Origin of the sequence: Streptomyces sp. NPDC008238 (assembly GCF_042956445.1) — a bacterium.
GTDB lineage: Bacteria > Actinomycetota > Actinomycetes > Streptomycetales > Streptomycetaceae > Actinacidiphila.
Genome location: NZ_JBIBGK010000035.1, coordinates 44138 through 70541 on the forward strand (window position 1 = coordinate 44138; position 26404 = coordinate 70541).

Annotated in this window: 25 protein-coding genes; 19 read left to right on the forward strand and 6 right to left on the reverse strand. The window is 72.8% G+C overall.

The window, feature by feature from the left end; genetic code table 11:
- The 4 genes from ACFZAU_RS37675 to ACFZAU_RS37690 are packed head-to-tail and all read right to left on the reverse strand — an operon-like array spanning window position 1 to window position 4595.
- Window positions 1-1359 carry a GH1 family beta-glucosidase gene (locus ACFZAU_RS37675; protein ID WP_499601484.1) on the reverse strand — a complete coding sequence of 453 codons (1359 nt, stop codon included), beginning with the start codon at window positions 1357-1359 and terminating at the stop codon, window positions 1-3.
- Between the two features lie 41 nt (window positions 1360-1400).
- On the reverse strand, window positions 1401-2261 hold the full coding sequence (locus tag ACFZAU_RS37680; RefSeq protein WP_499601483.1) for a carbohydrate ABC transporter permease: 861 nt from the start codon (window positions 2259-2261) through the stop codon (window positions 1401-1403).
- On the reverse strand, window positions 2254-3264 hold the full coding sequence (locus tag ACFZAU_RS37685; RefSeq protein ID WP_499601994.1) for a carbohydrate ABC transporter permease: 1011 nt from the start codon (window positions 3262-3264) through the stop codon (window positions 2254-2256). Before ACFZAU_RS37685 ends, ACFZAU_RS37680 begins: the two co-directional genes overlap by 8 nt.
- A gap of 14 nt (window positions 3265-3278) precedes the next feature.
- Window positions 3279-4595 carry an ABC transporter substrate-binding protein gene (locus tag ACFZAU_RS37690; protein WP_500555949.1) on the reverse strand — a complete coding sequence of 439 codons (1317 nt, stop codon included), beginning with the start codon at window positions 4593-4595 and terminating at the stop codon, window positions 3279-3281.
- Window positions 4596-4734: 139 nt separating this feature from the next.
- Between ACFZAU_RS37690 and ACFZAU_RS37695 the strand changes: the two genes are divergently transcribed.
- Window positions 4735-6006, forward strand: coding sequence for an ROK family transcriptional regulator (locus ACFZAU_RS37695; protein WP_500555950.1), 1272 nt, complete (start codon window positions 4735-4737; stop codon window positions 6004-6006).
- A 34-nt stretch (window positions 6007-6040) separates the two neighbouring features.
- A complete protein-coding gene (locus tag ACFZAU_RS37700; RefSeq protein WP_500460463.1) occupies window positions 6041-6853 on the forward strand; it encodes an AIM24 family protein in 813 nt (270 codons plus the stop codon).
- Window positions 6854-6994: 141 nt separating this feature from the next.
- On the opposite strand, the gene ACFZAU_RS37705 is transcribed toward ACFZAU_RS37700, so the two are convergent.
- Window positions 6995-7597, reverse strand: coding sequence for a TetR/AcrR family transcriptional regulator (locus ACFZAU_RS37705; protein ID WP_500555951.1), 603 nt, complete (start codon window positions 7595-7597; stop codon window positions 6995-6997).
- A gap of 168 nt (window positions 7598-7765) precedes the next feature.
- On the opposite strand from ACFZAU_RS37705, the gene ACFZAU_RS37710 reads away from it, so the two are divergent.
- The 5 genes from ACFZAU_RS37710 to ACFZAU_RS37730 all read left to right on the forward strand — a co-directional run bounded on the left by ACFZAU_RS37710 (window position 7766) and on the right by ACFZAU_RS37730 (window position 12230).
- Entirely contained in the window at window positions 7766-8248 is a 483-nt protein-coding gene (locus ACFZAU_RS37710) for a peroxiredoxin (RefSeq protein WP_500555952.1), read from the forward strand.
- A 248-nt stretch (window positions 8249-8496) separates the two neighbouring features.
- Window positions 8497-9525, forward strand: a complete 1029-nt coding sequence (tdh, locus tag ACFZAU_RS37715; RefSeq protein WP_499601474.1) for an L-threonine 3-dehydrogenase — start codon at window positions 8497-8499, stop codon at window positions 9523-9525.
- Between the two features lie 67 nt (window positions 9526-9592).
- The gene (locus tag ACFZAU_RS37720; protein ID WP_500555953.1) at window positions 9593-10786 is read left to right on the forward strand and encodes a glycine C-acetyltransferase; all 1194 of its coding nucleotides are present in this window, start codon (window positions 9593-9595) and stop codon (window positions 10784-10786) included.
- 4 nt (window positions 10787-10790) lie between these two features.
- Window positions 10791-11714 carry a LysR family transcriptional regulator gene (locus tag ACFZAU_RS37725; protein ID WP_500555954.1) on the forward strand — a complete coding sequence of 308 codons (924 nt, stop codon included), beginning with the start codon at window positions 10791-10793 and terminating at the stop codon, window positions 11712-11714.
- Between the two features lie 84 nt (window positions 11715-11798).
- Complete coding sequence (locus ACFZAU_RS37730; protein ID WP_500555955.1) at window positions 11799-12230, forward strand: guanyl-specific ribonuclease; 432 nt, start codon at window positions 11799-11801, stop codon at window positions 12228-12230.
- A 68-nt stretch (window positions 12231-12298) separates the two neighbouring features.
- On the opposite strand, the gene ACFZAU_RS37735 is transcribed toward ACFZAU_RS37730, so the two are convergent.
- Window positions 12299-13120, reverse strand: a complete 822-nt coding sequence (locus tag ACFZAU_RS37735) for an HAD family hydrolase (RefSeq protein ID WP_500555956.1) — start codon at window positions 13118-13120, stop codon at window positions 12299-12301.
- A gap of 584 nt (window positions 13121-13704) precedes the next feature.
- On the opposite strand from ACFZAU_RS37735, the gene ACFZAU_RS37740 reads away from it, so the two are divergent.
- The 12 genes from ACFZAU_RS37740 to ACFZAU_RS37795 all read left to right on the forward strand — a co-directional run bounded on the left by ACFZAU_RS37740 (window position 13705) and on the right by ACFZAU_RS37795 (window position 26313).
- A complete protein-coding gene (locus ACFZAU_RS37740; protein WP_500555957.1) occupies window positions 13705-14997 on the forward strand; it encodes an ABC transporter substrate-binding protein in 1293 nt (430 codons plus the stop codon).
- A gap of 2 nt (window positions 14998-14999) precedes the next feature.
- Entirely contained in the window at window positions 15000-15896 is an 897-nt protein-coding gene (locus ACFZAU_RS37745; protein WP_499601993.1) for a carbohydrate ABC transporter permease, read from the forward strand.
- Window positions 15896-16819 carry a carbohydrate ABC transporter permease gene (locus tag ACFZAU_RS37750; protein WP_500555958.1) on the forward strand — a complete coding sequence of 308 codons (924 nt, stop codon included), beginning with the start codon at window positions 15896-15898 and terminating at the stop codon, window positions 16817-16819. Before ACFZAU_RS37745 ends, ACFZAU_RS37750 begins: the two co-directional genes overlap by 1 nt.
- Window positions 16816-18927 (forward strand): alpha-galactosidase, encoded by a 2112-nt coding sequence (locus tag ACFZAU_RS37755; protein ID WP_500555959.1) that lies wholly within the window; start codon window positions 16816-16818, stop codon window positions 18925-18927. Before ACFZAU_RS37750 ends, ACFZAU_RS37755 begins: the two co-directional genes overlap by 4 nt.
- Before the next feature lie 55 nt (window positions 18928-18982).
- Entirely contained in the window at window positions 18983-19741 is a 759-nt protein-coding gene (locus ACFZAU_RS37760; protein WP_500555960.1) for an SDR family NAD(P)-dependent oxidoreductase, read from the forward strand.
- A 49-nt stretch (window positions 19742-19790) separates the two neighbouring features.
- Complete coding sequence (locus ACFZAU_RS37765; RefSeq protein WP_500460479.1) at window positions 19791-20552, forward strand: FadR/GntR family transcriptional regulator; 762 nt, start codon at window positions 19791-19793, stop codon at window positions 20550-20552.
- Entirely contained in the window at window positions 20549-21694 is a 1146-nt protein-coding gene (dgoD, locus tag ACFZAU_RS37770) for a galactonate dehydratase (RefSeq protein ID WP_499601459.1), read from the forward strand. Before ACFZAU_RS37765 ends, dgoD begins: the two co-directional genes overlap by 4 nt.
- A complete protein-coding gene (locus tag ACFZAU_RS37775) occupies window positions 21688-22485 on the forward strand; it encodes a hypothetical protein (protein WP_500555961.1) in 798 nt (265 codons plus the stop codon). Before dgoD ends, ACFZAU_RS37775 begins: the two co-directional genes overlap by 7 nt.
- Window positions 22486-22510: 25 nt before the next feature.
- Window positions 22511-23146, forward strand: coding sequence for a bifunctional 4-hydroxy-2-oxoglutarate aldolase/2-dehydro-3-deoxy-phosphogluconate aldolase (locus ACFZAU_RS37780; RefSeq protein WP_500555962.1), 636 nt, complete (start codon window positions 22511-22513; stop codon window positions 23144-23146).
- A complete protein-coding gene (locus ACFZAU_RS37785) occupies window positions 23143-24036 on the forward strand; it encodes an SMP-30/gluconolactonase/LRE family protein (RefSeq protein WP_500555963.1) in 894 nt (297 codons plus the stop codon). The genes ACFZAU_RS37780 and ACFZAU_RS37785 overlap by 4 nt, the downstream gene beginning before the upstream one ends.
- Before the next feature lie 9 nt (window positions 24037-24045).
- Window positions 24046-25023 (forward strand): sugar kinase, encoded by a 978-nt coding sequence (locus ACFZAU_RS37790; RefSeq protein WP_500555964.1) that lies wholly within the window; start codon window positions 24046-24048, stop codon window positions 25021-25023.
- 81 nt (window positions 25024-25104) lie between these two features.
- Window positions 25105-26313 carry a cytochrome P450 family protein gene (locus ACFZAU_RS37795; protein WP_500555965.1) on the forward strand — a complete coding sequence of 403 codons (1209 nt, stop codon included), beginning with the start codon at window positions 25105-25107 and terminating at the stop codon, window positions 26311-26313.
- The last annotated feature ends 91 nt before the right edge of the window (window positions 26314-26404 follow it).

Genomic DNA, 26404 nt, shown 5'->3' on the forward strand with positions numbered 1-26404 from the left:
TCAGGCCGCGTTGCGGGAGCGGCTCCGGTGGGCGGTGATGATGTCGGCGTAGCGGCGGCCGCTGCCCTTCACGGTCCGGCGCTGGGTCTCGTAGTCGACGTGGACGAGGCCGAAGCGCTTGTCGTAGCCGTACGCCCACTCGAAGTTGTCCAGCAGCGACCAGGCGAAGTAGCCGGCGAGCGGGGCGCCGCCGCGCACGGCGCGGGCGCAGGCCGCCAGGTGCTCCTCCAGGTAGGCGGTGCGCTCGGGGTCGTGGACCTGCCCGTCGGGGCCGACGCGGTCCTCGTACGCCGAGCCGTTCTCGGTGACGTAGATCTTGCGGGCGCCGTACTCCTCGGTCAGCCGCAGCAGCAGCCGCTCCAGGCCGTCGGCGTGCACCTCCCAGTCCATCGCGGTGCGGCGGACGTCCGGGACGCGTACGGCGCGGGTGTGGGGGACCGGCCCCGACGGGTCGTCGGCAACGATGTCACGGAAGTAGTAGTTGAGGCCCAGCCAGTCCAGCGGCGCGGCGATGGTCTCCATGTCGCCCGCCTGGACGGGCAGTTCGACCCCGTACAGCTCCAGCATGTCCTCGGGGTAGCCGCGGCCGTGGATCGGGTCCAGCCACCAGCGGTTGGTGTGCCCGTCGGAGCGCAGCGCCGCGGCGACGTCCTCGGGCCGGTCGGAGGCCGGCTCGCAGGGGCTGAGGTTGTTGACGATGCCGACCTGGGCGTGCGGGACCGCGGCGCGCAGCGCCTGCACCGCCAGGCCGTGGCCCAGGTGCAGGTGGTACGAGGCGCGGACGGCGGCCGTCAGGTCGGTGAGGCCGGGGGCCATCACGCCCTGCAGGTGCCCGATCCACGCGGAGCACAGCGGCTCGTTGAGCGTCGCCCAGTGCGTGACCCGGTCCCCGAGCCGCTCGGCCACCACGGCCGCGTACTCGGCGAAGCGCAGCGCGGTCTCCCGCTCCGGCCAGCCGCCGCGGTCCTGCTGCGCCTGCGGCAGGTCCCAGTGGTACAGGGTGGGGAAGGGGGTGATGCCCGCCTCCAGCAGGGCGTCCACCAGGCGGTCGTAGAAGGCCAGGCCCGCGGGGTTGACCGGTCCGCCGCCCTGCGGCATCACGCGCGGCCAGGCGAGGGAGAAGCGGTACGCGTCCAGGCCGAGCCGGCCCATCAGGCCGATGTCCTCCGGCACGCGGTGGTAGTGGTCGCAGGCGACGTCACCGGTGTCGCCGTTCGCGACCTTCCCCGGCGTGCGGGAGAAGGTGTCCCAGATGGAGGGTGCTCGGCCGTCCTCGGCCACGGCTCCTTCGATCTGGTACGCGGCCGTCGCGGCACCCCACACGAATCCGTCGGGGAGGGCGCTGAGGTCGAGGGTCACGGACTGCCTTTCGTTCGGTGGAGACTGAGGGGCGGTGGGGCTCACTTGACGGCGCCGGCGGTCAGCCCGGCGACGAGGTAGCGCTGCAGGAGCAGGAACCCGGCGACGACGGGCACGCTGACCACGAGCGAGGCGGCCATGACCTGGTTCCAGTACACGTCGGTCTGCGTGGCGTAGCCCTGCAGTCCGACGGCGAGCGTGCGGGTGGTGTCGTTGGTCATGACGGAGGCGAACAGCACCTCGCCCCAGGCCGTCATGAAGGCGTACACGCAGACCGCGACGATCCCGGGCACGGCGGCCGGGACGACCACCCGGAACAGCGCGCCCAGCGGCCCGCATCCGTCGACCATGGCGGCCTCGTCCAGGTCCCGGGGGATCGAGTCGAAGTAGCCCGCCAGCATCCAGATGGAGAAGGGGAGCGAGAAGGTGAGGTAGGTCAGGATCAGGCCGCCGCGGCTGCCGTACAGGGCGATGCCCGTCGCGTTCCCGAGGTTGACGAAGATCAGGAAGAGCGGCAGCAGGAAGAGGATGCCGGGGAACATCTGGGTGGACAGGATCGTCACCGAGAAGAAGCGGCGCCCCTTGAACTCGTAGCGGCTGACCGCGTACGCCGCGAAGACCGCCACCACGACCGAGCAGAGCGTCGCCCCGCCCGCCACGACCAGCGAGTTCACGAAGTACCGGGCGAGCGGCACGGTGTGCCAGATGTCCGCGTACGGGCGCAGGGTGAAGCCGCTGGGGAACCAGCGGAACGGGCCCTGGACGTCCTGCAGCGGCTTCAGCGACGAGACGACCATGACGAACACCGGCGCCAGCGCGAAGGCCGTCAGCACGGTCAGCACGATCCGCCGGGTCCACACGAAGGAGCGCGGCGCGGCCATGGGGCTGCGGACGTCAGACATCCTTCCTCCTCAGGGAGGTGGCGAGCAGGTAGAGCACCGTCACGACGAGCAGGAACAGCAGCAGGAGCACGGACATCGCCGAGCCGGAGCCGAAGTTCCAGGTCACGAAGGACGACTGGTAGATGTGGATGGAGATCAGGTCGGCGGCGTCCGGCGCCGCCCGCCCGAACAGCACGTAGGGCGTGTTGAAGTCGTTGAACGTCCACAGGAACAGCACCAGCACCAGCACCTGGTTGACCGGGCGCAGCGACGGCAGGGTGATCCTGCGGATCTGCTGCCAGATCCCGGCGCCGTCCATCGCCGCGGCCTCGTACAGCTCGCGCGGGATGTTCTGCAGACCGGCCATCAGGCACAGGAACGCGAACGGCCACTGCCGCCACACCGACACCGTCACCAGCGCGAAGAAGCTGTTGTCGCCGATCAGCCAGAAGGGCCGGCCGTCGGTGAGGTGCAGTTGGTCGTGGATGACGTGGTTGATCATGCCGGTGTCCCGCTGGAACATGAACGACCAGGTGATCACCGCCGCGTAGACCGGCAGCGCGTACGGCACGAGGAAGACCGCGCGCAGCAGCCCGCGGCCGCGGAAGGCGTCCTGCATCAGGATCGCGGCGGCGGTGCCGAACAGCCAGGACAGCCCGACCGCCAGCACGGTGAACTCGCAGGTGACGAGGAAGGACTTGAGCAGGTCCTCGCCGACCGGCGCGTTGAAGTCCACCGCGACGCGGTAGTTGTCCAGGCCCTTCCAGGGGGCGGCCGACCAGTCGCTGATGAAGAACTGGGTGAGCTCCTTGAAGCTCATCACGACGCCGACGACCATCGGCACCAGGTGGATGAGCAGTTCCAGCGCGAGGGCCGGGAGCAGCAGGACGTACGGGAGCGACGCGCGCCGCAGCCGCGCCGGCAGGCGCAGCCGCGACAGCGGGGCCCTCCCCCCGGCGGCCCGCCGGCCGCCGGGGGAAGGCGTCTTGGAGCTGTGCCGGACGGGCGGCACGGTGGCGGTCATCGGTTCCTTCACGCTCACGACGCCGGCATCTGCTGCTGGGCCTTTTCGAGGGCGGCCTTGACGCTGTCGGTGGTGACCGGCTTGCCGGCGGCGGCGTCGGCGAACAGGTCCTTCATCGCGGTGCCGACGGCGGTCTCGAACTGGCTCTCGTTGGCGACCTGCGGCAGCGGCGCCGCGCTCTTGGCGAGCGCGTCCGCGAGGACCTTCAGGTCCGGGGTGGCGAAGGCCGGGTCGGACTGGGCGGCCTTGACCGGCGGGAGCGAGCCGTAGGTGCTGTTGAGGAGCTTCTGCTCGTCGTCGCTGGTCATGAACTTCACGAACTTCAGGGCGCCGTCGACGTTGTCGGTCTTCTTGAAGACCGCCAGGTTGATGCCCGCGACCATCGAGTTCACGGCGGTGTCGCCGGAGGCGCCCGCGGCCTGGAACGGCACCTGGGCGACGCCGTAGTCCTCGGGCTTCATGCCGTGGGACTTCAGCGAGGAGCCGGCGGCCTGCCACAGCAGCATGGCGGCCTTGCCGGTGGCGAAGTCGGCGACGGACTGGTTGGCGGCGTACTCGGCGTTGCCGGGGGCCGCGATCTTGTCCTTGGCGATGAAGTCGATGTACTGCTTGACGGCCGCGACCGCCTCGGGCGTGGTGAAGGTCGGCTTGCCGGCGGCGTCGAAGAAGTCGGCGCCGTGCTGCTTGCCGAAGACGAAGGCGTGGTGGACGTTCTCGGAGAGGTTGCCGCCCTCGACGGCGAGGCCGTACTTGCCGCCCTTGGTGAGCTTCTTGCCGTCGGCGACGAGCTCGTCCCAGGTGGCGGGCGGGTTGGCTATGCCTGCGTCGGCGAACATCTTCTTGTTGTAGTACAGGCCGTAGGCCAGCGAGTACAGCGGCACCGCGGCCGGGTCCTTGCCCTCGGCGCCCGTGGCGCCCAGGGCGGAGGAGACGAAGCGGTCCTTGCCGCCGATGGCCTCGAACGCCTTGGCGTCGAAGGGGCGGAGGGCGCCGGTGGCCTGCAGCGAGGCGGACCAGGTGTTGCCGATGTTGAGGACGTCGGGGCCCTGGCCGGAGGTGGCCGCGGCGAGGATCCGGTTGAGCAGGTCGGACCAAGGGATGACCTCGAGCTTGACCTTGATCCCGGTCTGCTTCTCGAACTTCTCCAGCTCGGGTGTCAGGGTCGCCTTGTCGGCTTCGAGGCTGGCGCCCTGGTTGCTGGCCCAGTAGGTGAGCTCCTTGGGGCTGCCGTTTCCGCCGCCGTCGGTCGAGGAGCCGCCGCCGCACGCGGTGGCGGAGGCGATGAGCGCGGCCGCGAGCGCCGCGGCGGCCGTGGTACGGGTGATGTGCATGACCGGGGATCCCTCTCCAGGGTGGGTGCCTTCGGGAAGTGAAGAACGTCACGCCTTAATTCAAGGCGTGATTTAACGTCTGAGAAAAGCTGGCGTCAAGACTTGGCGCAGCGATAGATTCAGCCGGGGAGGGAGCACCATGGCAGACCGAGGCAAGCGGACCGTACGCGACCTGCGGCGGGGCAACCGTTCGGCGCTCTTGCGTCACCTGTACTTCGAGGGACCCCTCAGCCGTCAGGAGTTGGCCAGGGACACCGGACTGAGCACAGGTTCCATCAGCAACGTCGTGGCCGAGCTCATCGCCGACGGCGTCGTCGAGGAGGCCGGCTCCGTCGAGTCCGACGGCGGCCGCCCCCGCGTCATGCTCAAGGTCGCCCCCCGGCACGGCTTCCTCATCGGCGTCGACGTCGGCGAGACCCGCGTCCGCGTCACCCTCTTCGACCTCGCCCTCACCGAACTCTCCTCCACCGACCGCCCGCTGGCCGACAGCGGCCACGACGTCACCCTCGTCGTCCAGCTCATCCTCGACGCCCTGTCCGTCGTCCTGGAGGACACCCGGGTCGACCCCGCCCTCGTGCTCGGCGTCGGCATCGGCGTACCCGGCATCGTCGAACAGGGCACCTCCGGCGCCGGCGCGGTCGTCCACGGCCAGACCATCGGCTGGGACGCCGTCCCCCTGGGCGCGCTGCTCGCCGAGGGCACCGCGCTGCCGCTGCACATCGACAACGGCGCCAAGACCCTCGGCCAGGCCGAGATGTGGTTCGGCGCCGGCCGCGGCGCCCGGAACGCGGTGATCGCCCTGCTCGGCTCCGGAGTCGGCGCCTGCGTGGTCGCCGACGGCAAGCCGTACCGGGGCGCCAGCAGCAGCGCGGGGGAGTGGGGCCACACCACCCTCCAGGTCGGCGGACGGCGCTGCCGCTGCGGCGCCCGCGGCTGCCTGGAGGCCTACGTGGGCGCCGAGGCGCTCATCGAACGCTGGAACGCGCCCACCGGGGTCAGCGAGGAGTCCGCGATCGCCGCCCTCCTCGACGCCGCCGCGGCCGGCGACGCCACCGCCGTCGCGCTGCTCGACGAGACCGCCGAGTACCTCGGCGCCGGCATCGCCGACCTCGTCAACCTCTTCAACCCCGAGCGCATCGTGCTGTCCGGCTGGACCGGCCTCATGATCGGCCCCCTGCTGCTGGACGCCGTCCGCGAGGCCACCGCCGCGTACGCGCTGCACCACCCCTGCGCCCAGACCTCCATCGAGCTGGGCCGCCTCGGGACGGACGCGGTCACGGTCGGCGCCGCCACCCTGCCGCTGGCCCGCTTCCTCGACGCCGGCGGCCGTCCGCCCGCCCCCGCGGCACGGTCGGAGGAGCAGGCGGAACCGAATCGTCCGGGTCGTTCGTTGTCGGGTACATCAGTCTGAGCGAGAACATCCCGAGACCACCCGGAGCACCGCAGTGACCCTCCAGCAGCAGATCGTCGGCAACGCCATGCAGATGGCCGTGTGCACGCTCCAGCCCGGCCAGACCGTCTACTGCGAGGCGGGCAAGTTCCTGTTCAAGACCAGCAACGTGAGCATGGACACCCGGCTGGCCGGCCCCGGCGCCCAGCGCGACGCGCAGGCAGGCGCGGGCGGCGGCATGGGCGGCATGTTCCGCCAGGCGATGGGCACGGCCATGCAGGTCGGCCAGCGGATGCTGGCGGGCGAGAGCATCGCCTTCCAGTACTTCACCGCGAGCGGCGGCGAGGGCACCGTCGGCTTCGCGGGCGTCCTGCCCGGCGAGATGCGCGCCCTGGAGCTGGACGGGTCGCGCGCCTGGTACGCGGAGAAGGACGCTTTCGTGGCCGCCGAGTCGAGCGTCGACTTCGGCATCGCCTTCCAGGGCGGCCGCAGCGGCATGAGCGGCGGCGAGGGCTTCATCCTCGAGAAGTTCACCGGCCGCGGCACGGTGATCATCGCGGGCGCGGGCAACTTCATCGACCTCAACCCCGCCGACTTCGGCGGGCGCATCGAGGTCGACACCGGCTGCATCGTCGCCTTCGAGGACGGCGTCCGCTACGGCGTGCAGCGCATCGGCGGGCTCAACCGGCAGGGCATCATGAACGCCGTCTTCGGCGGCGAGGGGCTGTCGCTGGCGACCCTGGAGGGCAACGGCCGCGTCATCCTGCAGTCCATGACCATCGAGGGGCTGGCGAACGCCCTGAAGAAGGCCCAGGGCGGCGACAAGCAGGGCCCCACCGGCGGCTTGTTCTCCACCCACGCCGGCTGACGCCGAGCCGCGCGTCACCCCGCCCGAACGCCGCTGCCGGCCCCGTGCGGAGCCGGGCCGCCGGCGGGCGGGCCCACTCCCTGCGGGGTCCCGACCGTAGGTGGTCAGGCCGGCGTCACGGGCTGTGCGGCAGGGCCGCCCTCACAGCACGCCGGCGGTCCCCAGCACGCGCCGTACGGCCCGCTCCAGCGACGCCCGCACCGCGTCCGCGTCGCCGAGGGCGGCGGTCATCATCGCGCCGTCGCGCAGCAGCATCAGCGTCGCCGCGTCCTCGGCGGCCTCCGGGTCGCCCGCCTCCGCGAGCAGCCCGGCGACCAGCCCCCGCAGCCAGTCCCGGTGGGCCACGATCGCGCGCGAGACGGGGTCGGCCGGGTCCGGGTACTCCGCGGCCGCGTTGAGGAACGGACAGCCGCGGAAACCCGGCGAGCACAGCTGGTCGCCGAGCGCGCCGGCCACCCCGAGCAGGGCCTCCCTCGCGCCCAGCCCCGTGAGCGCGGCCGTGGTGAAGGCGCGGATCTGCTCGTCGGTGGCCTGGATGTAGCTCAGGACGAGCTGCTCCTTGCCGAGGAAGTGCCGGTAGAGCGTCGCCCTGGTCGTGGACGCCTCCGTGACGATCCGGTCCATGCCCACCGCGTGGATGCCCTCGGTGTAGAACAGCCGGGCCGCGGTGGCCAGGATGCGGTCACGCGGCGGCGCGTCCGCGGCGGCGTACGTGACGAGGGGAACGGCGGGAGGGGCACTCATGTCCTTGACGGTAGCGGACGGCACCGCGTAGCGTCCCGGCAAGAACGAACGTTCTGTATCGTCGTCTGCCTGCAGTCCGGGCACCCGGACAGCAGGAAGAACCCCGTACACCCCACCCCCGGGCCCCGGCGCGCAGCCGCCGGGCCCGCCCCCGTGAGAGGACCCCCCATGCCCGTGCCCGAGACCGGCACCCCCGCCCCCGACTTCACCCTCCCGGGCGTCCTGCTCGACGGACCGGGTTCCGAGCGCGGCGCGTACTCCCTGTCCGCGCAGCGCGGCGCCCCCGTCGTGCTCGCCTTCTACCCCGGGGACGACACGGCGGTGTGCACCAAGCAGCTCTGCTCGTACACCTCCGACCTGGACCGCTTCCGCGACCTCGGGGCGACGGTCTGGGGCATCAACTTCAGCGACCTCGACAGCCACGAGCGGTTCGCCCGCAAGCGCGACCTGCGCTTCCCGCTGCTCGCCGACACCGAGCGCACGGTCGCCAAGGCCTACGGCATCACCATGCCGGGGCTCGGCCTCAAGCGCTCGGTCTTCATCGTGGACGCGGAGGGCATCGTGCGCTGGAAGCACGTCGCCCGCCTCGGGCTGAGCTTCCAGGACACCGACACGATCACCGCGCAGCTGGCCGCGCTCGCCCCGCGCTGAGCGGCCCCGGCGCCGGTGCGGCGGCGGTCCGCGTCGCCCTTCCGGCCGAGCGTGAAGCTGCGCTGTTGCCGAGCTTAAGAAAAGATCGATGGACCGAACGCTCGAAGCCGGGCAGATTGCTGTCTGCCCGGCGCAACGCGCGAGCAGGCGCAGACGGGCGCCCTCGCTCCGCCCGGGCTCCCCTCGTGCCCGGTCCGCGTCCCCCCGCGCGGGCCGGGCCACATCGTCTGCCGGCAGGAGTTGCAAGAGTGAAGGCACTGGTGAAGGAGAAGGCCGCGCCCGGCCTGTGGCTGCGGGACGTCCCGGAGCCGGAGATCGGTCCCGGGGACGTCCTCATCAAGGTGCTGCGGACCGGGATCTGCGGCACCGACCTGCACATCCGTGCCTGGGACGGCTGGGCCCAGCAGGCCGTGGCCACCCCGCTCGTGCTCGGACACGAGTTCGTCGGCGAGGTCGCCGCCGTCGGCTCCGACGTCTCCGAGATCAAGACCGGCGACCTCGTCAGCGGCGAGGGCCACCTCGTCTGCGGCAAGTGCCGCAACTGCCTGGCCGGCCGCCGCCACCTGTGCCGCAACACGATCGGCCTCGGGGTCGGCCGCGACGGCGCCTTCGCCGAGTACGTCGCGCTGCCCGCGTCCAACGTGTGGGTCCACCGGGTCGCCGTCGACCTCGACACAGCGGCCATCTTCGACCCCTTCGGCAACGCCGTGCACACCGCGCTGTCCTTCCCCCTGGTCGGCGAGGACGTGCTGATCACCGGCGCCGGCCCGATCGGCATCATGGCCGCCGCCGTCGCCAAGCACGCCGGCGCGCGCCACGTCGTCATCACCGACGTCAGCGAGTACCGCCTGGACCTGGCCCGCAAGGTCGGTGTCAGCCTCGCCCTCAACGTGGGCGAGACCACCATCGCCGACGGCCAGCGCGAGCTGGGCCTGCGCGAGGGCTTCGACATCGGCCTGGAGATGTCCGGCCGCCCAGAGGCCATGCGCGAGATGATCGCCAACATGACGAACGGCGGCCGCATCGCGATGCTCGGCCTGCCCTCGGAGGACTTCTCCGTGGACTTCGCCAAGATCGTCACGTCGATGATCACCATCAAGGGCATCTACGGCCGCGAGATGTTCGAGACCTGGTACGCCATGTCCGTGCTGCTGGAGGGCGGCCTCGACATCGCCCCCGTGGTTACCGGCCGCTACTCCTACCGCGACTTCGACGCCGCCTTCGACGACGCCGCGAGCGGCCGCTGCGGCAAGGTCGTCCTCGACTGGACCTCCTGACCCCTCCCGGCCCCGCCCCCGCGGCACGGCCCACCGCACCACCCGCAGCCTCCCAGGGAGAACCCCGATGTTCGACTCCGTCCGCGACGACCTGCGCGGCACCCTCGAAGAGATCCGCGAGGCCGGGCTCTTCAAGCCCGAGCGCGTGATCGGCAGCCCGCAGAGCGCCTCCGTCTCCGTCACCGCAGGCGGCGTCCCCGGCGACGTCCTCAACTTCTGCGCCAACAACTACCTCGGGCTCGCCGACCACCCCGAGGTCACCGCCGCCGCCAAGGAGGCCCTGGACCGCTGGGGCTACGGCATGGCGTCGGTCCGCTTCATCTGCGGCACCCAGGAGGTCCACAAGGAGCTCGAGGCCCGGCTGTCCGCCTTCCTCGGCACCGAGGACACGGTCCTCTACAGCTCCTGCTTCGACGCCAACGGCGGCGTCTTCGAGACCCTCCTCGACGAGAACGACGCGGTCATCTCCGACGCGCTCAACCACGCCAGCATCATCGACGGCATCCGGCTGTCCAAGGCCCGCCGCCTGCGCTACGCCAACCGCGACATGGCCGAGCTGGAGGCGCGCCTGAAGGAGGCGTCCGACGCCCGCCGCCGCCTCATCGTCACCGACGGCGTCTTCTCGATGGACGGCTACATCGCGCCGCTCGACGAGATCTGCGACCTCGCCGACCGCTACGACGCCATGGTGATGGTCGACGACTCCCACGCCGTCGGCTTCACCGGCCCCGGCGGCCGCGGCACCCACGCCCTGCACGGCGTGATGGACCGGGTCGACATCCTCACCGGCACCCTCGGCAAGGCCCTCGGCGGCGCCTCCGGCGGCTACGTCGCGGCCCGCGCGGAGATCGTCGCCCTGCTGCGCCAGCGCTCGCGCCCGTACCTGTTCTCCAACTCCCTCGCGCCGGTCATCGCCGCCGCCTCCCTCAAGGTCCTGGACCTGATCGAGGACTCCGAGGACCTGCGCACCCGCCTCGCCGAGAACACCGCGCTCTTCCGCTCCCGCATGACCGAGGCCGGCTTCGAGATCCTGCCCGGCGAGCACCCCATCGCCCCGGTCATGATCGGCGACGCCGCGAAGGCGGGCCGCATGGCGGAGCTGCTGCTGGAGCGCGGCGTCTACGTCATCGGCTTCTCCTACCCCGTCGTGCCGCACGGCAAGGCCCGCATCCGGGTCCAGCTGTCGGCCGCGCACTCCACCGCGGACGTCGAGAAGGCGGTGGACGCATTCATCGCCGCGCGCGATGCCCTGGCAGGATGAATGGGTGATTGACGCACGACGGCTGCGGACCCTGCGGGCCGTGGCGGACCACCGTACGGTGACCGCCGCGGCCGCGGCGCTGTACCTGACCCCCTCCGCGGTCTCCCAGCAGCTCGCGGCCCTGGAGCACGAGACCGGCCACCGGCTGCTGGAACGCGGCGGCCGCGGCGTCCAGCTCACCCCCGTCGGCGAGATCCTGCTCGCCCATGCCAACACGGTGCTGGCGCAGCTGGAACGCGCCGAGGCCGAACTGGCCGCCTACACCTCCGGCGCCGCCGGCGAGGTGACCGTGGCCTCCTTCGCGACCGGCATCGCCCTGGTGCTCGCCCCGGCCATCGCCGCGCTCGGCGGCACCGCCCCGGGCATCCGCGTCCGGGTCCGCGACGCCGAGGGCGACGAGTCGCTGCCCATGGTGCTCGACGGCCGCGCCGAGATCGCCGTCGCCGTCGAGTACCGCGGCGCCCCCCGTGCGGACGACCAGCGGCTCGCCCGCGTCCCGCTGTACGCCGAGCCCTTCGACGCCGTCCTTCCGGCCGGGCACCGCCTCGCTGACGCCGCGACCGGTTCCGTCCGCGTCGCCGACCTCGCCGACGAGACCTGGATCGGCCCCTACCCCGGCAACCCCTGCCACGACGTGGTCGTCCTCGCCTGCGAGTACGCCGGTTTCCAGCCCCGCCTGGAGCACTCCTCCGACGACTTCCGCGCCGTCGTCGCCCTCGCGGCGGCGGGCGCGGGCGTGGCCCTCGTACCGCGCAGCGCGTTGCGCGACATGGACCTGTCCGGCGTCGCCGTCCGCCCCGTCGACGACGTGGTCGCCACCCGCCGCGTGTTCGCCGCCGTCCGCCGCGGCGCCGAGGAGCACCCCCTGCTGCGCCCGGTCCTGGAGGCCCTGCGCGAGGCGGCGGAGGGCTCGGGCGGCACGGACTGACCCGGACCGCAAGGTGTGAACTCCCGGGGAACATCCCGTGATTGTCGTTGACATGACAGGCTCTACGCGCGTCATCCTGGAGCCATGAGAATCCCCCCACGGATCCTTCGCATCGGCGCCCTGGGCGCCCTCGCCTCGGCCCTTCTCGTCGGCGGCCCCGCCGTCGCCACCGCCGCGCCGGCACCCGCCACCGCGGCCACGGTCTCCGTGCAGGCCGCTTCGGCGGCCTCGGTCGGCGACATCTGCTACTCCGACCTGCCGTCGCAGGCCTACACCACGCTCCGGCTGATCGACCAGGGCGGCCCGTTCCCGTACCCCCAGGACGGGACGGTCTTCCAGAACCGCGAGGGCGTGCTGCCCGCCCACGCGAACGGCTACTACCACGAGTACACGGTCAAGACCCCCGGCTCCTCGACCCGCGGCGCACGACGGATCGTCACCGGACAGGGCGCCGACGAGGACTACTACACCGGCGACCACTACGTGACGTTCGACCTGATCGACTACGGCTGCTGACGCGGCCCGCTCCACCGCCCTCGGGGCGGCGCCCGGCAGGTCCCACCGGGCGCCGCCCCTTCGGTGTGTCAGGGAGTGCCTGACCGCGTCCCGAAGAGGCGCTCCAGGACGCGGGCCACGCCGTCGTCCTCGTTGGAGGTTGTGCGGTGGGGGACCGCGGCCAGCACGGACGGGTGGGCGTTGGCGACGGCGTAGGCGGTGCCCGCCCAGGTCAGGACGGGCAGGTCGTTGGGCATGTCGCCGAAGGCGACGACCTCCTCGGCGAGGATGCCCCGCGTCGCGCACAGGGCCGACAGCGCGGCGGCCTTGGTGACGCCGCGGGCGCTGACCTCCAGCAGGCCGCGGCCGCCGGAGTGGGTGAACTGGGCCGCGCCGTCCGCGGCGCGCTGCGCCACGGCGAGCAACGCGTCCGCGTCGAGCGCGGGTGACCAGGCGAGCAGCTTCACGACGGGGCCCGGCACCGTCCACAGTTCGTCGAGCGAGCGCACGGGGAGCTCGGCGTGCGCGTCCTCCGGCAGGTGGTGGCCGTACCCCGGTGCCCAGTGCAGATAGTGGCCCGTCTCCACGGCGAAGCCGGCGCCGGGTGCCGCCTCCCGCAGGGCGGCGGCCACCCGCCGCGCGACGGGGACGGCGAGCGGGCTGGAGTCCGTGACGGTGCGGCTGCCGACGTCGTACACCATCGCGCCGTTGGAGCACACCGCGGTCCCGGTCAAGCCGGTGGCCGCGGCGAGCGCGTCGAGGTAGCGGTGCGGCCGGGCGGTCACGAGGACGACCTCCGCGCCCGCGCCGGCCGTGGCGCGCAAGGCGTCCAGCGTGCGGGCGGAGGGGGTGCCGTCGTCGCGCAGGAGCGTGCCGTCGAGATCGGTGGCGACCAGTCGGGGGCGGTGCATCGCGGCAATCCTACGGAAGCCGGCGGAAGCCTGTGGCGTGCGGTGCGGCGATGCGGTCAGGTCACCAGAAGATCGCGTTTTTAAGTTAATTAGCAATTAATATTGACACGCTTCCGGGGTGCGGCCACAGTTTCCGCCGTGGCACCGACGCCCGGCACGACCGGAGCGGGGTGTCCCGTACCCCCAACTCCCGGGAGAACCCCATGGCTTCGCATCGCGCGGACGCGGCCGGCCGGGGCGTGCCGCGGCACGGCGAAAGCGGTGCGTTCGCCACCTTCCGTGAGTGGGGCGGACGGGGCCACCAGGCCGCGCTCTGAGTCCGGCGCGACCCTCGCGCCGCGTCTCGCAACACCCCCCGCTCCACCCTGCTTCACCCCGTTCCACCTGCGTCAACCCGTGCCGTCCGGCACCAACAGGCGTGCCTCCGGGCCGTGTTCGACCCGGGGTGCAACGTCCGGAAAATAAATTAGTAATTAATCTTGACGGGACGCTGACCCCTGCGACAGGCTGTGTGCCTGCCGCACCCAGAGCCGGGCCGTCAGGGGGCCTCAGCTCCGTTCCGTGGGCACTAAGGGAGTGCACAGATGACCGCCTTCAACGCCAGCCGCCGCCGGTTCCTCGCCGTCTCCGGCGCCGTCGGCGCCGGCGCGCTGCTCAGCAGCTGCGTCACCCAGAGCCCGTCCGCCTCCGGAGGAAAGTCCGGCGGCCCGGTGACCCTGCAGTCCAACCTCTCCTCCCCGCAGGCGAAGACCTCGATGCAGCAGCTCGTGGCCGCCTTCAACAAGCGCGGCGGCGCCGAGGCCGAGCTCAACACCGTCGCGTCGGAGACCTTCCGCACGCAGCTGCCGACGTACCTCACCTCGGCCAACCCGCCGGACATCTACACCTGGTACCCGGGCTCCGTCGCCGAGTCGTACGCCAAGAAGGACCTGCTGCTCGACCTGGACGACATCTGGGGCAAGCCCGAGCTGTCCGGCTACACCGACGCCCTGAAGAACCTGTGCACCTCGGCCTCCAGCGGCAAGAAGGTCTTCGTACCCACCAGCTACTACTGGTGGGGCATGTTCTACCGGAAGTCCAACTTCGCCAAGTGGGGCGTCCAGGAGCCGAAGAACTGGGACGAGTTCCTCGACCTGTGCGACAAGCTCAAGAGCAAGGGCGTCGCCCCGATCGGCCTCGGCGCCGGCGGCGACACCCCGTGGGTCGCCTCCGCCTGGTTCGACTACCTCAACATCCGCGTCAACGGCGCGACCTACCACCGCGAGCTGCTGGCGGGCAAGCACCGGTTCGACGACCCCGAGGTCCGCAAGGTCTTCGACACCTGGGACCAGGCCCGGCCGTTCTTTGACCCCAACGGCACGGCGATACCCTTCCAGGACGCCACCACCGCCCTCCTGCAGGGCCGCACCGGCATGATGCTGATCGGCACCTTCTTCGCCGACGCCGCGCCGAAGGACGCCCTGGGCGACCTGGACTTCTTCCAGTTCCCGATCATCGACCCCAAGGTGCCGGTCGCCGAGGAGGCGCCCACCGACGGGTACTTCGCCAGCGCCCGCAGCAAGCGCACCGACGGCGTCAAGGAGCTGCTCAGCTACCTCGCCACCGCCGAGGCGCAGGAGCTCTACCTCAAGAACTCCTCGGGCACCGCGCTGCCCACCCACCCGGACGCCAAGGACGCCGGCACCCCGCTGGTGGTCAAGGGCCGCAAGCTCATCGAGGGCGCCGCCGAGGTGACGCAGTTCTTCAACCGCGACTCCAGCGACGCCCTCCAGCCGACCGCCGACACCGCGCTGGTGCACTACCTGGCCAAGCCCAAGGAGATCGGCTCCATCCTCACCACGTGGCAGCGCAGCGCACAGAAGATCTGGAGCCAGTGACGATGGCGCTGCTCGGTTCCACACGTCGGTCCAGGGCCACCCGGGTGCCCCCGGTGGTCCTGGCCTTCGTCCTCGTCCCGCTGCTCGCCGAGGCGTTCTGGGTCTTCTGGCCGGCCATCCAGGGGTTCTACCTCTCCCTGACCTCCTGGGACGGGCTGGCCGCCCCGAAGTTCGTCGGACTCGACAACTTCAGCGAGATGGTGCACGACCCGGTCTTCCGCACCGCCGCCGTCAACACGGTGCTGTGGCTGCTGCTCTTCGGCGGGCTCTCCGCCGCCCTGGGACTCGGTGCCGCGCTGCTGCTCCAGCAGGAGCGGCGCGGCGTCGGGTTCTACCGGGCGGCGCTCTTCCTGCCGGTGGTCTTCTCGCTGGTCGCCACCGCGCTGGTGTGGCAGGCCATGTACCAGCCGGACGGCCTGATCAACAACGTGCTGGAGGGCGTCGGCCTCGGCAGCTTGAAGCACGCCTGGCTCGCCGACCAGGACACCGCCTTCTACGCGGTGATCGTGCCCGCGCTCTGGCGCCAGGTCGGCTACGTGATGGTGCTGTACCTGGCCGGCCTCAAGGGCATCGACCCCGTCCTGTACGAGGCGGCCAAGGTCGACGGCGCCACCCGCTGGCAGCAGTTCCGGCACATCACGCTGCCCCAGCTGCGCAGCGTCAACGCGGTCGTCCTGTCGGTGATCATCATCGACTCGCTGCGCTCGTTCGACGTGGTGTGGGCGCTCACCCGCGGCGGCCCGTACCACTCCTCCGAACTGCTGAGCACCTACATGTACTCCACCGCGTTCCAGTCCCTGCGCCTGGGATACGGCTCCGCGCTCGCCGTCGTCATCTTCGTGCTGGCCTTCGGCGTCATCGCGAGCTACCTCGTGCGCGCCTTCCGGGAGGCCGACTGATGACCGCCACCCACGCCACGGCACGGGTCGAGGACCCCGCCGGCCGCGACGGCAAGGCCGCCGAGGCCCCGGCCGCGACGCCCCGCCGGCCGCTCCTGAGCGGCCGCGCCCTGCGCACCACCGGCTTCCACTTCACCGCGGTCCTGCTGTCCGCGCTGTGGCTGCTGCCGATCGTTCTCGTCCTGGTCACCAGCACGCGGACCTTCGACGACATCGCCGCGCACGGCGTCGGCAGCTGGCCGCACTCCTTCACCTTCGACAGCTTCCGCCAGGCGTGGGTGGACGGCGGCCAGCAGCGCGCCCTCATCAACAGCCTGCTGGTCACGATCCCCACCGTCCTGCTGTCGCTCGGCCTGGCCTCCATGGCCGCCTTCGCGATCAGCCGCTACGACCTGCCCTTCCGGCGCGTCCTGCTGCTGCTCATGCTCGGCGGCAACCTGCTGCCCCCGCAGATCCTGCTGATCCCGGTCTCCAAGCTCAGCGAAGTGCTCGGCATCTACGACCAGCTCTACGCCCTGATCGGGGTGCAGGTCGGCTTTGGCGTCGGCTTCTACGTCTTCGTACTGCACGGGTTCATGCGGTCGATCCCCAGCGAGATCCAGCAGGCCGCCGTCATCGACGGCGCGGGCCCCTGGCAGATCTACTGGCGGATCATCCTGCCGCTGGCCCGCCCCGCGCTGGCCGCGCTGAGCGCCCTGTCGTTCACCTGGATCTTCAACGACCTGCTGTGGGCCATCACGGTGCTGCGCACCGACAGCCAGATGCCCATCACCGCGTCGCTCATCGGGCTGCAGGGCCAGTACGTCTCGATGTGGAACGTCATCGCGGCCGGTTCGGTGATCGCCGCCGCCCCGACGGTGGCCGTCTTCCTCAGCTTCCAGCGCCACTTCGTGGCCGGACTCAACCTCGGAGCCGTCAAGTGACCGCGCACGACCGGTGGCTGCTGCGCACCGACACCACCACCTACGCCGTCACCCTGGGCGGCGACGGCCGCTGGGCCGAACTCGCCGCCTGGGGGCCGCACGGCGCCGAGGACGGACCCTCGCCCCTGGACTGGTCGCGCCGCACCCACTTCATCACCCCCGCCGACGCCGCCCCGGCCGAGTACATCCCGTACGGGCTGCGGCCGTTCACGGGCGCCGACCTGATCGCCTCCCGCCCCGGCGGCGACCGCGGCAGCTGGTGGCGGTTCGACGGCGCCACGCAGGACGGCGACCGGGCCCTGCGCCTGGACTTCGCCGACGACCTCCTCGGACTGCGCACCACGCTGCACTACGAGACGGTGCCGGGCACCGACGTCGTCCTGCGCTGGACGGAACTCACCTGCACCGGCGAGGACGAGGTGCGGCTCGAGCGCTTCGACTCCGCCGCCGTCAACGTGCCCGTCCAGGGCGGCGCACGGCTGACCTACCTGGCCGGCCAGTGGTCCCAGGAGTTCCAGCTGAAGGACGTCACGCTGGAGCGCGGGCGCTTCGAGATGGAGAGCACCCAGGGCTCCGCCGGGCACGCATACCACCCGTGGCTCGCCGTCCAGGACGCCGCCGCCCCCGCCGAGGGCGCCACCCCCACCTACGGCATCGCCCTGGAGTGGTCCGGCAACTGGCGGATCACCGCGGACGCCGAGCCCGGCGGCGCGGTACGCGTCCGCGCCGGACGCGTGCCCCACGAGGGCGCCGTCCGCCTCGCCCCCGGCGAGTCCCTCGTCACGCCCCGGCTGGCCTGCGCCTTCAGCGCCGACGGCCTCGACGGCCTGGCCCGCGTCTGGCACCGCTACGAGCGGCACCTGACCGGCGGGCGCATGGACCGGCCCCGCCAGGTCCTCTACAACTCGTGGGAGGCCACCGGCTTCGACGTCGACGCGGGGAACCAGCTGGAGCTGGCCAAGGTCGCCGCCGAGCTCGGCGCCGAACTCTTCGTCGTCGACGACGGCTGGTTCACCGGACGGCCCGACGACACCGGCGGCCTCGGCGACTGGGACCCGGACCCGGCCGAATTCCCCGGCGGCTTCGACCGCTTCGTCGAGGACGTCCGCGCCCTCGGCCTGGACTTCGGCCTGTGGGTCGAGCCCGAGGGCATCAGCCCCCGCTCCAGGCTCTACGCCGAGCACCCCGAGTGGGTGTACCGGATCGACGGCCGCCCGGCGACGCTCGTGCGCAACCAACTGCTGCTCGACCTCGGCCGCGAGGACGTCCAGGAATTCGTCATCGGCACCCTCGACCGGTTGCTGAACTCACACGCCATCAGCTATCTCAAGTGGGACATGAACCGTCCGCCCACCGAGCGCGGCCGCCCCGGCCACCCGGCGGGCGCGGACCCCGAGCGCCAGGACCTCGACGCCGCGCACATCGCCGGCTACCTCCGCGTCCTGGACCACCTGCGCGCCGCGCACCCGCACGTCACCGTCGAGGGCTGCGCGGGCGGCGGCGGACGCGTCGAGCACGCCACCATCGCGCGCACCGACGTGGTGTGGCCCAGCGACAACACCGCGCCCATGGACCGGCTGCGCATCCAGTACGGATACCTCCACGCGCACGCCCCGCACACCATGAGCTCCTGGGTCACCGACGCCCCCGGCGTCTTCGACCCGCGGCCGCGCTCGCTCGCCTTCCGCTTCGTCAACTCCGCCGCCGGCGTGCTCGGCATCGGCGCCGACATCCGGCACTGGACGCCAGAGCAGCGGGCCGAGGCCGCCCGGTGGATCGCCCGCTACAAGGAGGTCCGCGACGTCGTCCACCACGGCGAGGTCCACCTGCTGGGCAGCCCCGCCGACCCGACCTGCGGCGTCCAGTACGAGGAACCGGGCGGTGACCGCCTGGTGGTGACGGCCTGGAACACCGGCCTCCTCGACGGCGCGCCCCTGGTGCCCGGCCGGGCCGCCCGGCTCCGGCTGCGCGGCCTCGCCCCCGACGCCGTCTACGCCGACACCGCCACCGGGACCCGCTACAGCGGCGCGTACCTGCTCCACTCAGGACTGCCGTTCGCCTGGACCGCCGATTACGACGCGGAGTTGACCGTCCTGGCCCGGCAGTGACGACAGCGGAAGAATCTGCACCCAGCTGACCCACCGACAGGAGACGACCCACCCCATGAACCCAACGGCCCGCTTCACCAACCGCGTCGCCGTCGTCACCGGCGCCGCGTCGGGCATCGGCGCGGCGAGCGCGGCACGCCTCGCCGCCGAGGGCGCGGCCGTCGTCCTCGTCGACATCGCCGCCGACCGGGGCGAGGAGACCGCCGAACGGCTGCGCAAGGACGGGGCCCGGGCCCTGTTCGTCGCCGCCGACGTCGCGGACGAGGACGACTGGCAGCGGGTGGTCACGGCCGCCCACGGCTTCGGGCCCGTGGGCGTCCTGGTCAGCAACGCGTACACGGTGACGGTCGCGCCGGCCCACGAGACCAGCCTCGCCTCCTGGGAACGGCAGCTGTCGGTGAACCTCACCGGCGCCTTCCTCGGCGTGAAGGCGATGCTGCCCGACCTGCGCGAGCACGGGGGAGCCGTGGTGCTCGTCTCCTCGGTCCACGCCCACCGGGGCATCCCCGGCCACCCGGCGTACGCGGCCGCCAAGGGCGCCCTGCTGTCGCTGTGCGGTCAACTCGCCGTCGAGTACGGTCCGGACGTCCGCGTCAACGCGGTGCTGCCGGGGCCGATCCTGACCGCCGCCTGGGACCGCGTCCCGGAGTCCGACCGCGCCGCGAGCGTGGCCGAGACCGCGGCGCGCCGGTTCGGCACCCCCGAGGAGGTCGCCGCCGCCGTCGCCTTCCTCGCCGCCGACGAAGCCTCGTACATCACCGGATCGAGCCTGCTCGTGGACGGCGGCTGGAGCGTCACCAAGGCCTCGGCCTGACGGAACCGAACGCACCGGCCACCGACCGAACAGCAAGAAAGGCAAACACATGACGCCATACGCGCGCCGCGGAGTGCACGGCCAGACCGTGGAGACCCTCGCCCGCCGAGTGCTCAGCGGCGAGATCCCCGAGGGAGCGACGCTCGACATGGCGGCCCTGCAGAGTGAGCTGGACGTCAGCCTGACGGCCCTGCGCGAATCGCTGAAGGTGCTCGCGGCCAAGGGCATGGTCGACGCCCGGCAGAAGCGCGGCACCTTCGTCCGGCCCCGCTCGGACTGGAACCTGCTCGACGCCGACGTGCTGCGCTGGCAGTTCTCCGAGGGCAGCGGCACCGGCGCCGACCTGGCACTGCTGCGCAACCTCGGCGAGGTCCGCGGGATCATCGAACCCGCCGCCGTGCGGCTGGCCGCCGCCCGCCGCACCGACGCCGACCTGGAGGAGCTGGAGGCGGCGCTGACCGCCATGGGCGAGGAGGGCGGCGCCAACCACGCCGTCGAGGCCGACCTCGCCTTCCACCGGGCGCTGCTCGCGGCCACCCACAACGAACTGCTGGAACGCATGGAGATGGTCATCGAGTCGGGCCTGGCCCAACGCGACCAGCTCGTGCACAGCGCCCCGCACAGCGAGGACCCGGTGCCCAGCCACCGCGCCGTCCTCGACGCCGTACGCGACCGGGACCCGGACGCGGCGGAACACGCCATGCGCGCCCTGCTCGACCAGGCGACGCGTGACCTCGACAAGGTGAGCGGCCCGCAGGCGCCCGAGGGCGCGGACGGCTCCGACGAACAGAAGGACGGCCAGGCACAGTGAAGATCGCGCGCGTCGAGACCTTCCTCGTCCCGCCCCGCTGGCTGTTCTGCCGCATCGAGACCGACGACGGCGTCGTCGGCTGGGGCGAGCCGGTGGTGGAGGGCCGCGCCGAAGTGGTGCGGACCGCCGTGGAGGTGCTCGCCGAACACCTGGTGGGGCAGGACCCCCTGCGGATCCAGGACCACTGGCAGGTGCTCAGCAAGGGCGGCTTCTACCGGGGCGGCCCCGTGCTCTCCAGCGCCGTGGCCGGCATCGACCAGGCCCTGTGGGACATCGCGGGCAAGGCCCTCGGAGTACCGGTGCACACCCTGCTCGGCGGCCCCGTCCGCGACTCGGTCCGGGTGTACGCCTGGGTCGGCGGCGACGAGCCGGACCGGCTCAAGGAGGAGATCACCGCCCAGGTGGAGGCGGGCTTCACGGCCGTCAAGATGAACGCCGCCGGGCGTACCCCGCCGCTCGGCAGCCCCGCCGAGACGGCCGCCGTCGTGGAACGCGTCACGGCTGCCCGCGAGGCGCTCGGCCCGCACCGGGACGTCGCCGTCGACTTCCACGGACGGTTCACCGCCGCCAACGCGCGCCGCGTGCTGCACGAGATAGCCCCGCTGCACCCGCTGTTCGTCGAGGAACCCGTCCTGCCCGAGCAGGCGCACCTGCTGCCGGGCCTGGTCGCGGCCTCCTCCGTGCCGCTCGCCACCGGTGAACGGCTTTACGGGCGGGCCGACTTCCTGCCGGCCCTGACCGCGGGCATCGCCGTGGCCCAGCCGGACCTGTCGCACGCCGGCGGGATATCGGAGGTCACCCGGATCGCCTCGCTCGCCGAGACGTTCGGCGCGCACCTGGCGCCGCACTGCCCGCTCGGACCGATCGCGCTGGCCGCGAGCCTGCAGGTCGCCTTCGCCACCCCGAACTTCCTGATCCAGGAGCAGAGCCGGGGCATCCACTACAACAAGGACGCCGACCTGCTGTCCTACCTGGTCGACACCGAGCCCTTCCGGTTCGTCGACGGCCAGGCCCGCCGCACCGAACTGCCCGGGCTCGGCGTCGCGATCGACGAGGACGCGGTCCGCGCCGCGGACCGGTCCGGCCACGCCTGGCGCAACCCGGTGTGGCGCCACGCCGACGGCTCCTTCGCCGAATGGTGACCGGCGACCGGCTCCCCGTCTCGGTGGTCACCGACCCGGAGCACGGCGGCCGCTGGACCTCGCTGACGGCGGGCGGCCGCGAATGGCTCTGGCACCGCGCCGAGCCCCGGCGGCCCCTGGTCCGGCCCGGCGACCCCTTCGCCGACGCCGGCGGCCTGGAGGAGTGCGTGCCCACCGTGCGCGGCCTGCCCGACCACGGGGACGCCTGGTCGCGGCCCTGGCGCCGGGAGCCGGCCGCGGACGTCGTGGACTGCCCCGGCTTCCGGCTGACCCGGCGTCTGAGCACGGAGGCGGGCGCCGCCGTCGCCGCCTACAGGCTCACCGCCGAGCCCGGCTACCGCTTCGTGTGGGCCGCCCACGCCCTGCTGGAGCTCTCCCCGGACGCGTGGATCGGCATCGACGCGGGCACCGAGACCCGGCTCTACCCCGACGAGGGCCCGGGCTGGGTCACCGGCGCCTGGCCGCACGTCGAGGGCATCCCCCTCGACCGGCTCGGCCCTGACGACGGCACGGCCGTCGGCGCCGTCGTCCTCACCCCGGGGGTGACCGTGCACGACGGCCCCGACGCGCTGCACCTGGCCGTCGAGGCCGGGGGCAGTCCCGTCGCGGTCGCCCTGTGGCGCAACCTCGGTGGCTTCCCCCAGGACGCGCCGTACCGGTCGATCGGCGTCGAGCCGATGCTCGGCCGGGTCTTCGACCGCACCGGGGCGGACGACGGCGACACGGTCGTCGTCCCGCCCTCCGGCGAGGTCGCCTGGCGGCTCACGGTCACCGCGACCCGCCGCCCCTGAACACCATCACCAGAAGGGATGTCGGATGGACCTGCTCGCCGCGCTGCGTGCCCACCGGCTGCTCGCCATCGTCCGCGGCAGCGACCCGGACGCCGCGCTGACCACCGTGCTCACCCTCGTCGAGGAGGGGATCAGCCTCATCGAGGTGTCCCTCAGCGGACGTGACGCGCTCGACGTCATCGCCCGGGCGCGCACCGCACTCGGCCCGGACGCGACCCTCGGGGCCGGAACCGTGCTCGGCGCCGACGACGCACGGGCCGCCCACAAGGCCGGTGCCACCTTCCTCGTCACCCCCGCGGTCAGCGACGGCATCTCCACCGGACGGGAACTCGGACTCCCGGTGCTCGCCGGGGTGATGACCCCCACCGACATCCTCCAGGCGCTGCGGCTCGGCGCCGACGCTCTCAAGCTCTTCCCGGCGGGCAGCGCGGGCGGCCCCGGCTACCTCCGGGACCTGCGCGGACCCTTCCCCGACCTGCCCTTCGTGCCCGTCGGGGGCGTGGACGCGCAGGCCGCCGCGACATACCTGGACGGCGGCGCCGTCGCCGTCGGCGTCGGATCGCCCCTGATCGGTGACGCCGCCGAGGGCGGCAGCGTCACCGCCCTGCGCGAACGCGCCCGCACCTTCCTGGACGTCGTCCGTGCGCAGGCCCGCCCGTGACCGCCACCGTGCCGCCCCCGGCCGTCCTGGGCAGCGACCGCCTCGAACTCGGCGAGGGAATCCGCTGGACGGACGGTCGCGCCGTGCTCACCGACATCCTCAGCGGGCGGCTGCTGGCCGCTTCCGAAGACCCCGATGCGCCCCACACCCTGCTCGCCCAACTCCCCTGCCCGCTGGGCGCGGTGGCGCCGGTCGAGGGGCGGCCCGGTCACTGGGTCGCGGCAGCGGGCACCGGCATCTGCCGCATCGACCCCGCGGGCCGGACCGAATGGCTCGCCCGCCCCGAGGACGACGCCCCGGTGCCGATGCGGATGAACGACGGCGTCGCCGACCCGCACGGCCGCTTCTGGGCGGGCAGCATGGCCTACGACACCACCGAGGACGCCGGCTCGCTCTACCGCCTGGACCCCGACGGCCGGGTGACCCGCGTGCTGCGGGACATCACGATCCCCAACGGCCCGGCCTTCACCGCCGACGGCACCGTCATGTACCTCGCCGACAGCGCCCGGGGCGTCATCCGGCGCTATCCGGTCGACCCCGACGGCGGCGACCCCGGCACGCCCGACACCTTCGTCACGCTCGCCGACGGCAGCCCCGACGGCATGACCACCGACAGCGAGGGCGGGCTGTGGACCGCCGTCTGGGGCACCGGCCAGGTCCACCGCTACCTCCCGGACGGCAGCCTCGACCGGATCGTCGACCTGCCCGCAGGACAGCCCGCCGGGCTCTGCCTCGGCGGCCCCGACGGCCGGACCCTGCTCGTCACCAGCGCGCACATCGGTCTGGAGGCCCCGGGGCCGCTCGACGGCGCCGTCTTCGCCGTCCGGGTCGACGTGCCCGGCACACCGGCCGCACCGTACCGCCCGGCGGACCGCGCCGACACCCCCTAGGAAGCCACCATGAGCACCCCCCGGCCGCTGCGACCCGGACCCGTGGTCTGCGTCGGCGAGACCATGGCCGCCCTCGCCCCCGACCCGCTCGGGCCGCTGGACGCAGCGGACCTGCTGCGCGTCGACGTCGCGGGCGCCGAGTCCAACGTCGCGCTCTACCTCGCCGACCACGGCATCCCCGCCCGATGGGTCTCCGCGGTCGGCGACGACCCCTTCGGCCGGCGGGTCCGCGCCCGGATCGCCGCGGGCGGCGTCGACGTCTCCGGGGTGCGCACCGACCCCGCGCGGCCCACCGGGCTCCTGCTCAAGGACCCGGGCGCGCACGGCACCCGCGTCCACTACCACCGTGCGGGGTCCGCGGCCTCGGCGCTCACCCCGGACGTCCTCGACGACCCGGCACTGACCGGGGCCGCGCTCGTCCACCTCAGCGGCATCACCCCCGCCCTGTCGCCCGACTGCCACGCCCTCGTCGAACGGGCGCTGCGCCCCGACCGCCCCTGGCCCGTCAGCTTCGACGTCAACCACCGCCCCGCGCTGTGGACCGGCCGCTCCGCCGCCGACGTCCTGCGACCGCTCGCCGACCGGGCCGACATCGTCCTCGTCGGCCTCGACGAGGCGCAGGCCCTGTGGGGGGAGGGCATCACCGACGCCCGCTCGGTCCGCGAACTGCTGCCCGGGCCCGGCATCCTCGTCGTCAAGGACGGCTCCCGCGCCGCCACGGCCTTCACCGGGAGCGACGTCCACAGCGTGCCCGCCCTCACCGTCCGGGTGGCGGAACCGGTCGGCGCCGGGGACGCCTTCGCCGCCGGCTTCCTCAGCGGCCTGCTGCGGGACCTGCCCGTGCAGCGTGCCTTGCGGCTCGGTCACCTGACCGCGGCCTCGGCCCTGCGCGTCGCCGCCGACCACGGGCCGCTCCCGGACCCCGCCGTCCTCGCCGCGCTCCTGGAGGCGGACGCGGAGACCTGGCGGGCCGCCACGATCGGCTGAATCCTTCGGATGAGACCGTCCGGGGTGTCTCGTCCCGCAGGGTGACGTGTCGCGACGGACCCCCGGGCTACCGTGCGGTACATGGACACGGTCGATCTCACGGTCTACGGCGAGGAGTTCACCGCCGATCCCTATCCCGTCTACGCCAGGCTCCGCGAGAAGGGGCCCGTGCACCGCGTGCGTACCGCCGACGTCGGGGAGCTGTGGCTGATCGTCGGCCACGACCAGGCCCGGGCCGCGCTCGCCGACACCCGGTTCGCCAAGGACTCCCGCGCACTGGGCTGGACCTCCTACGACGAGGAACTCCTCGGCCGCCACATGCTCGTCTCCGACCCGCCCGAGCACACCCGGCTGCGCAAGCTGGTGGCCCGCGAGTTCACCGGCCGCCGGGTCGAGGAGCTGACGCCGCGGGTGGAGGAGATCACCGCAGCCCTGCTCGACACGATGCTGGCCCGCCCGGACGGCACCGCCGACCTCGTCGAGGCGCTCGCCTACCCGCTGCCGATCACGGTCATCTGCGAGCTCCTCGGGGTGCCCGACCTGGACCGGGCGGCCTTCCGCACCTGGTCGAACGAGGTCGTCGCACCGACCGGCCCCGAGGCCGAGCGCAGGGCCTTCGAGGAACTCGCGGCCTACCTCCACGAACTCATCGAGGACAAGCGCTGCGCGCCCGGCGACGACCTGATGAGCGCCCTCATCCGCACCACCTCCGAGGACGGCGACCGGCTCTCGCGCCCCGAGCTCAGCGGCATGGCCTTCCTGCTGCTGATCGCCGGACACGAGACCACGGTCAACCTGATCTCCAACGGTGTCCGCGCACTGCTCACCCATCCGGACCAACTGGCGCTGCTGCGTGCCGACATGAGCCTCATCGACGGCGCCGTGGAGGAGATGCTCCGCTACGACGGCCCCGTCGAGACCGCCACCTTCCGCTTCACGACGGAACCGGTCGACGTCGCGGGCACCGTCATCCCGGCCCGCGAACCCGTCCTCGTCGCACTGGCCTCCGCCGACCGCGACCCCGGCCGCTTCGCCGAGGCGGACCGCTTCGACATCCGGCGCGACAGCCGGGGGCACGTCGCCTTCGGGCACGGTCTGCACTACTGCCTCGGCGCCCCGCTCGCCCGCCTCGAAGGACGCATCGCCGTCCGCGCGCTCCTGGAGCGCTGCCCCGAACTCGCCCTCGACGCCGATCCGGCGAAGCTGGACTGGCTCCCCGGCATGCTCATGCGCGGTGTGCGCCGCCTCCCGGTGCGCTTCACGCCCGCCGGGCCCGGCACGCCCGCCTAGTGGCTCGGCTCGGATGGTCGACCAGGTAATTGATCGGCCATCGGTCTCCCGGCAGGGTGTCTCCAGGATCTGATCGTGGAGGTGGCTGTGG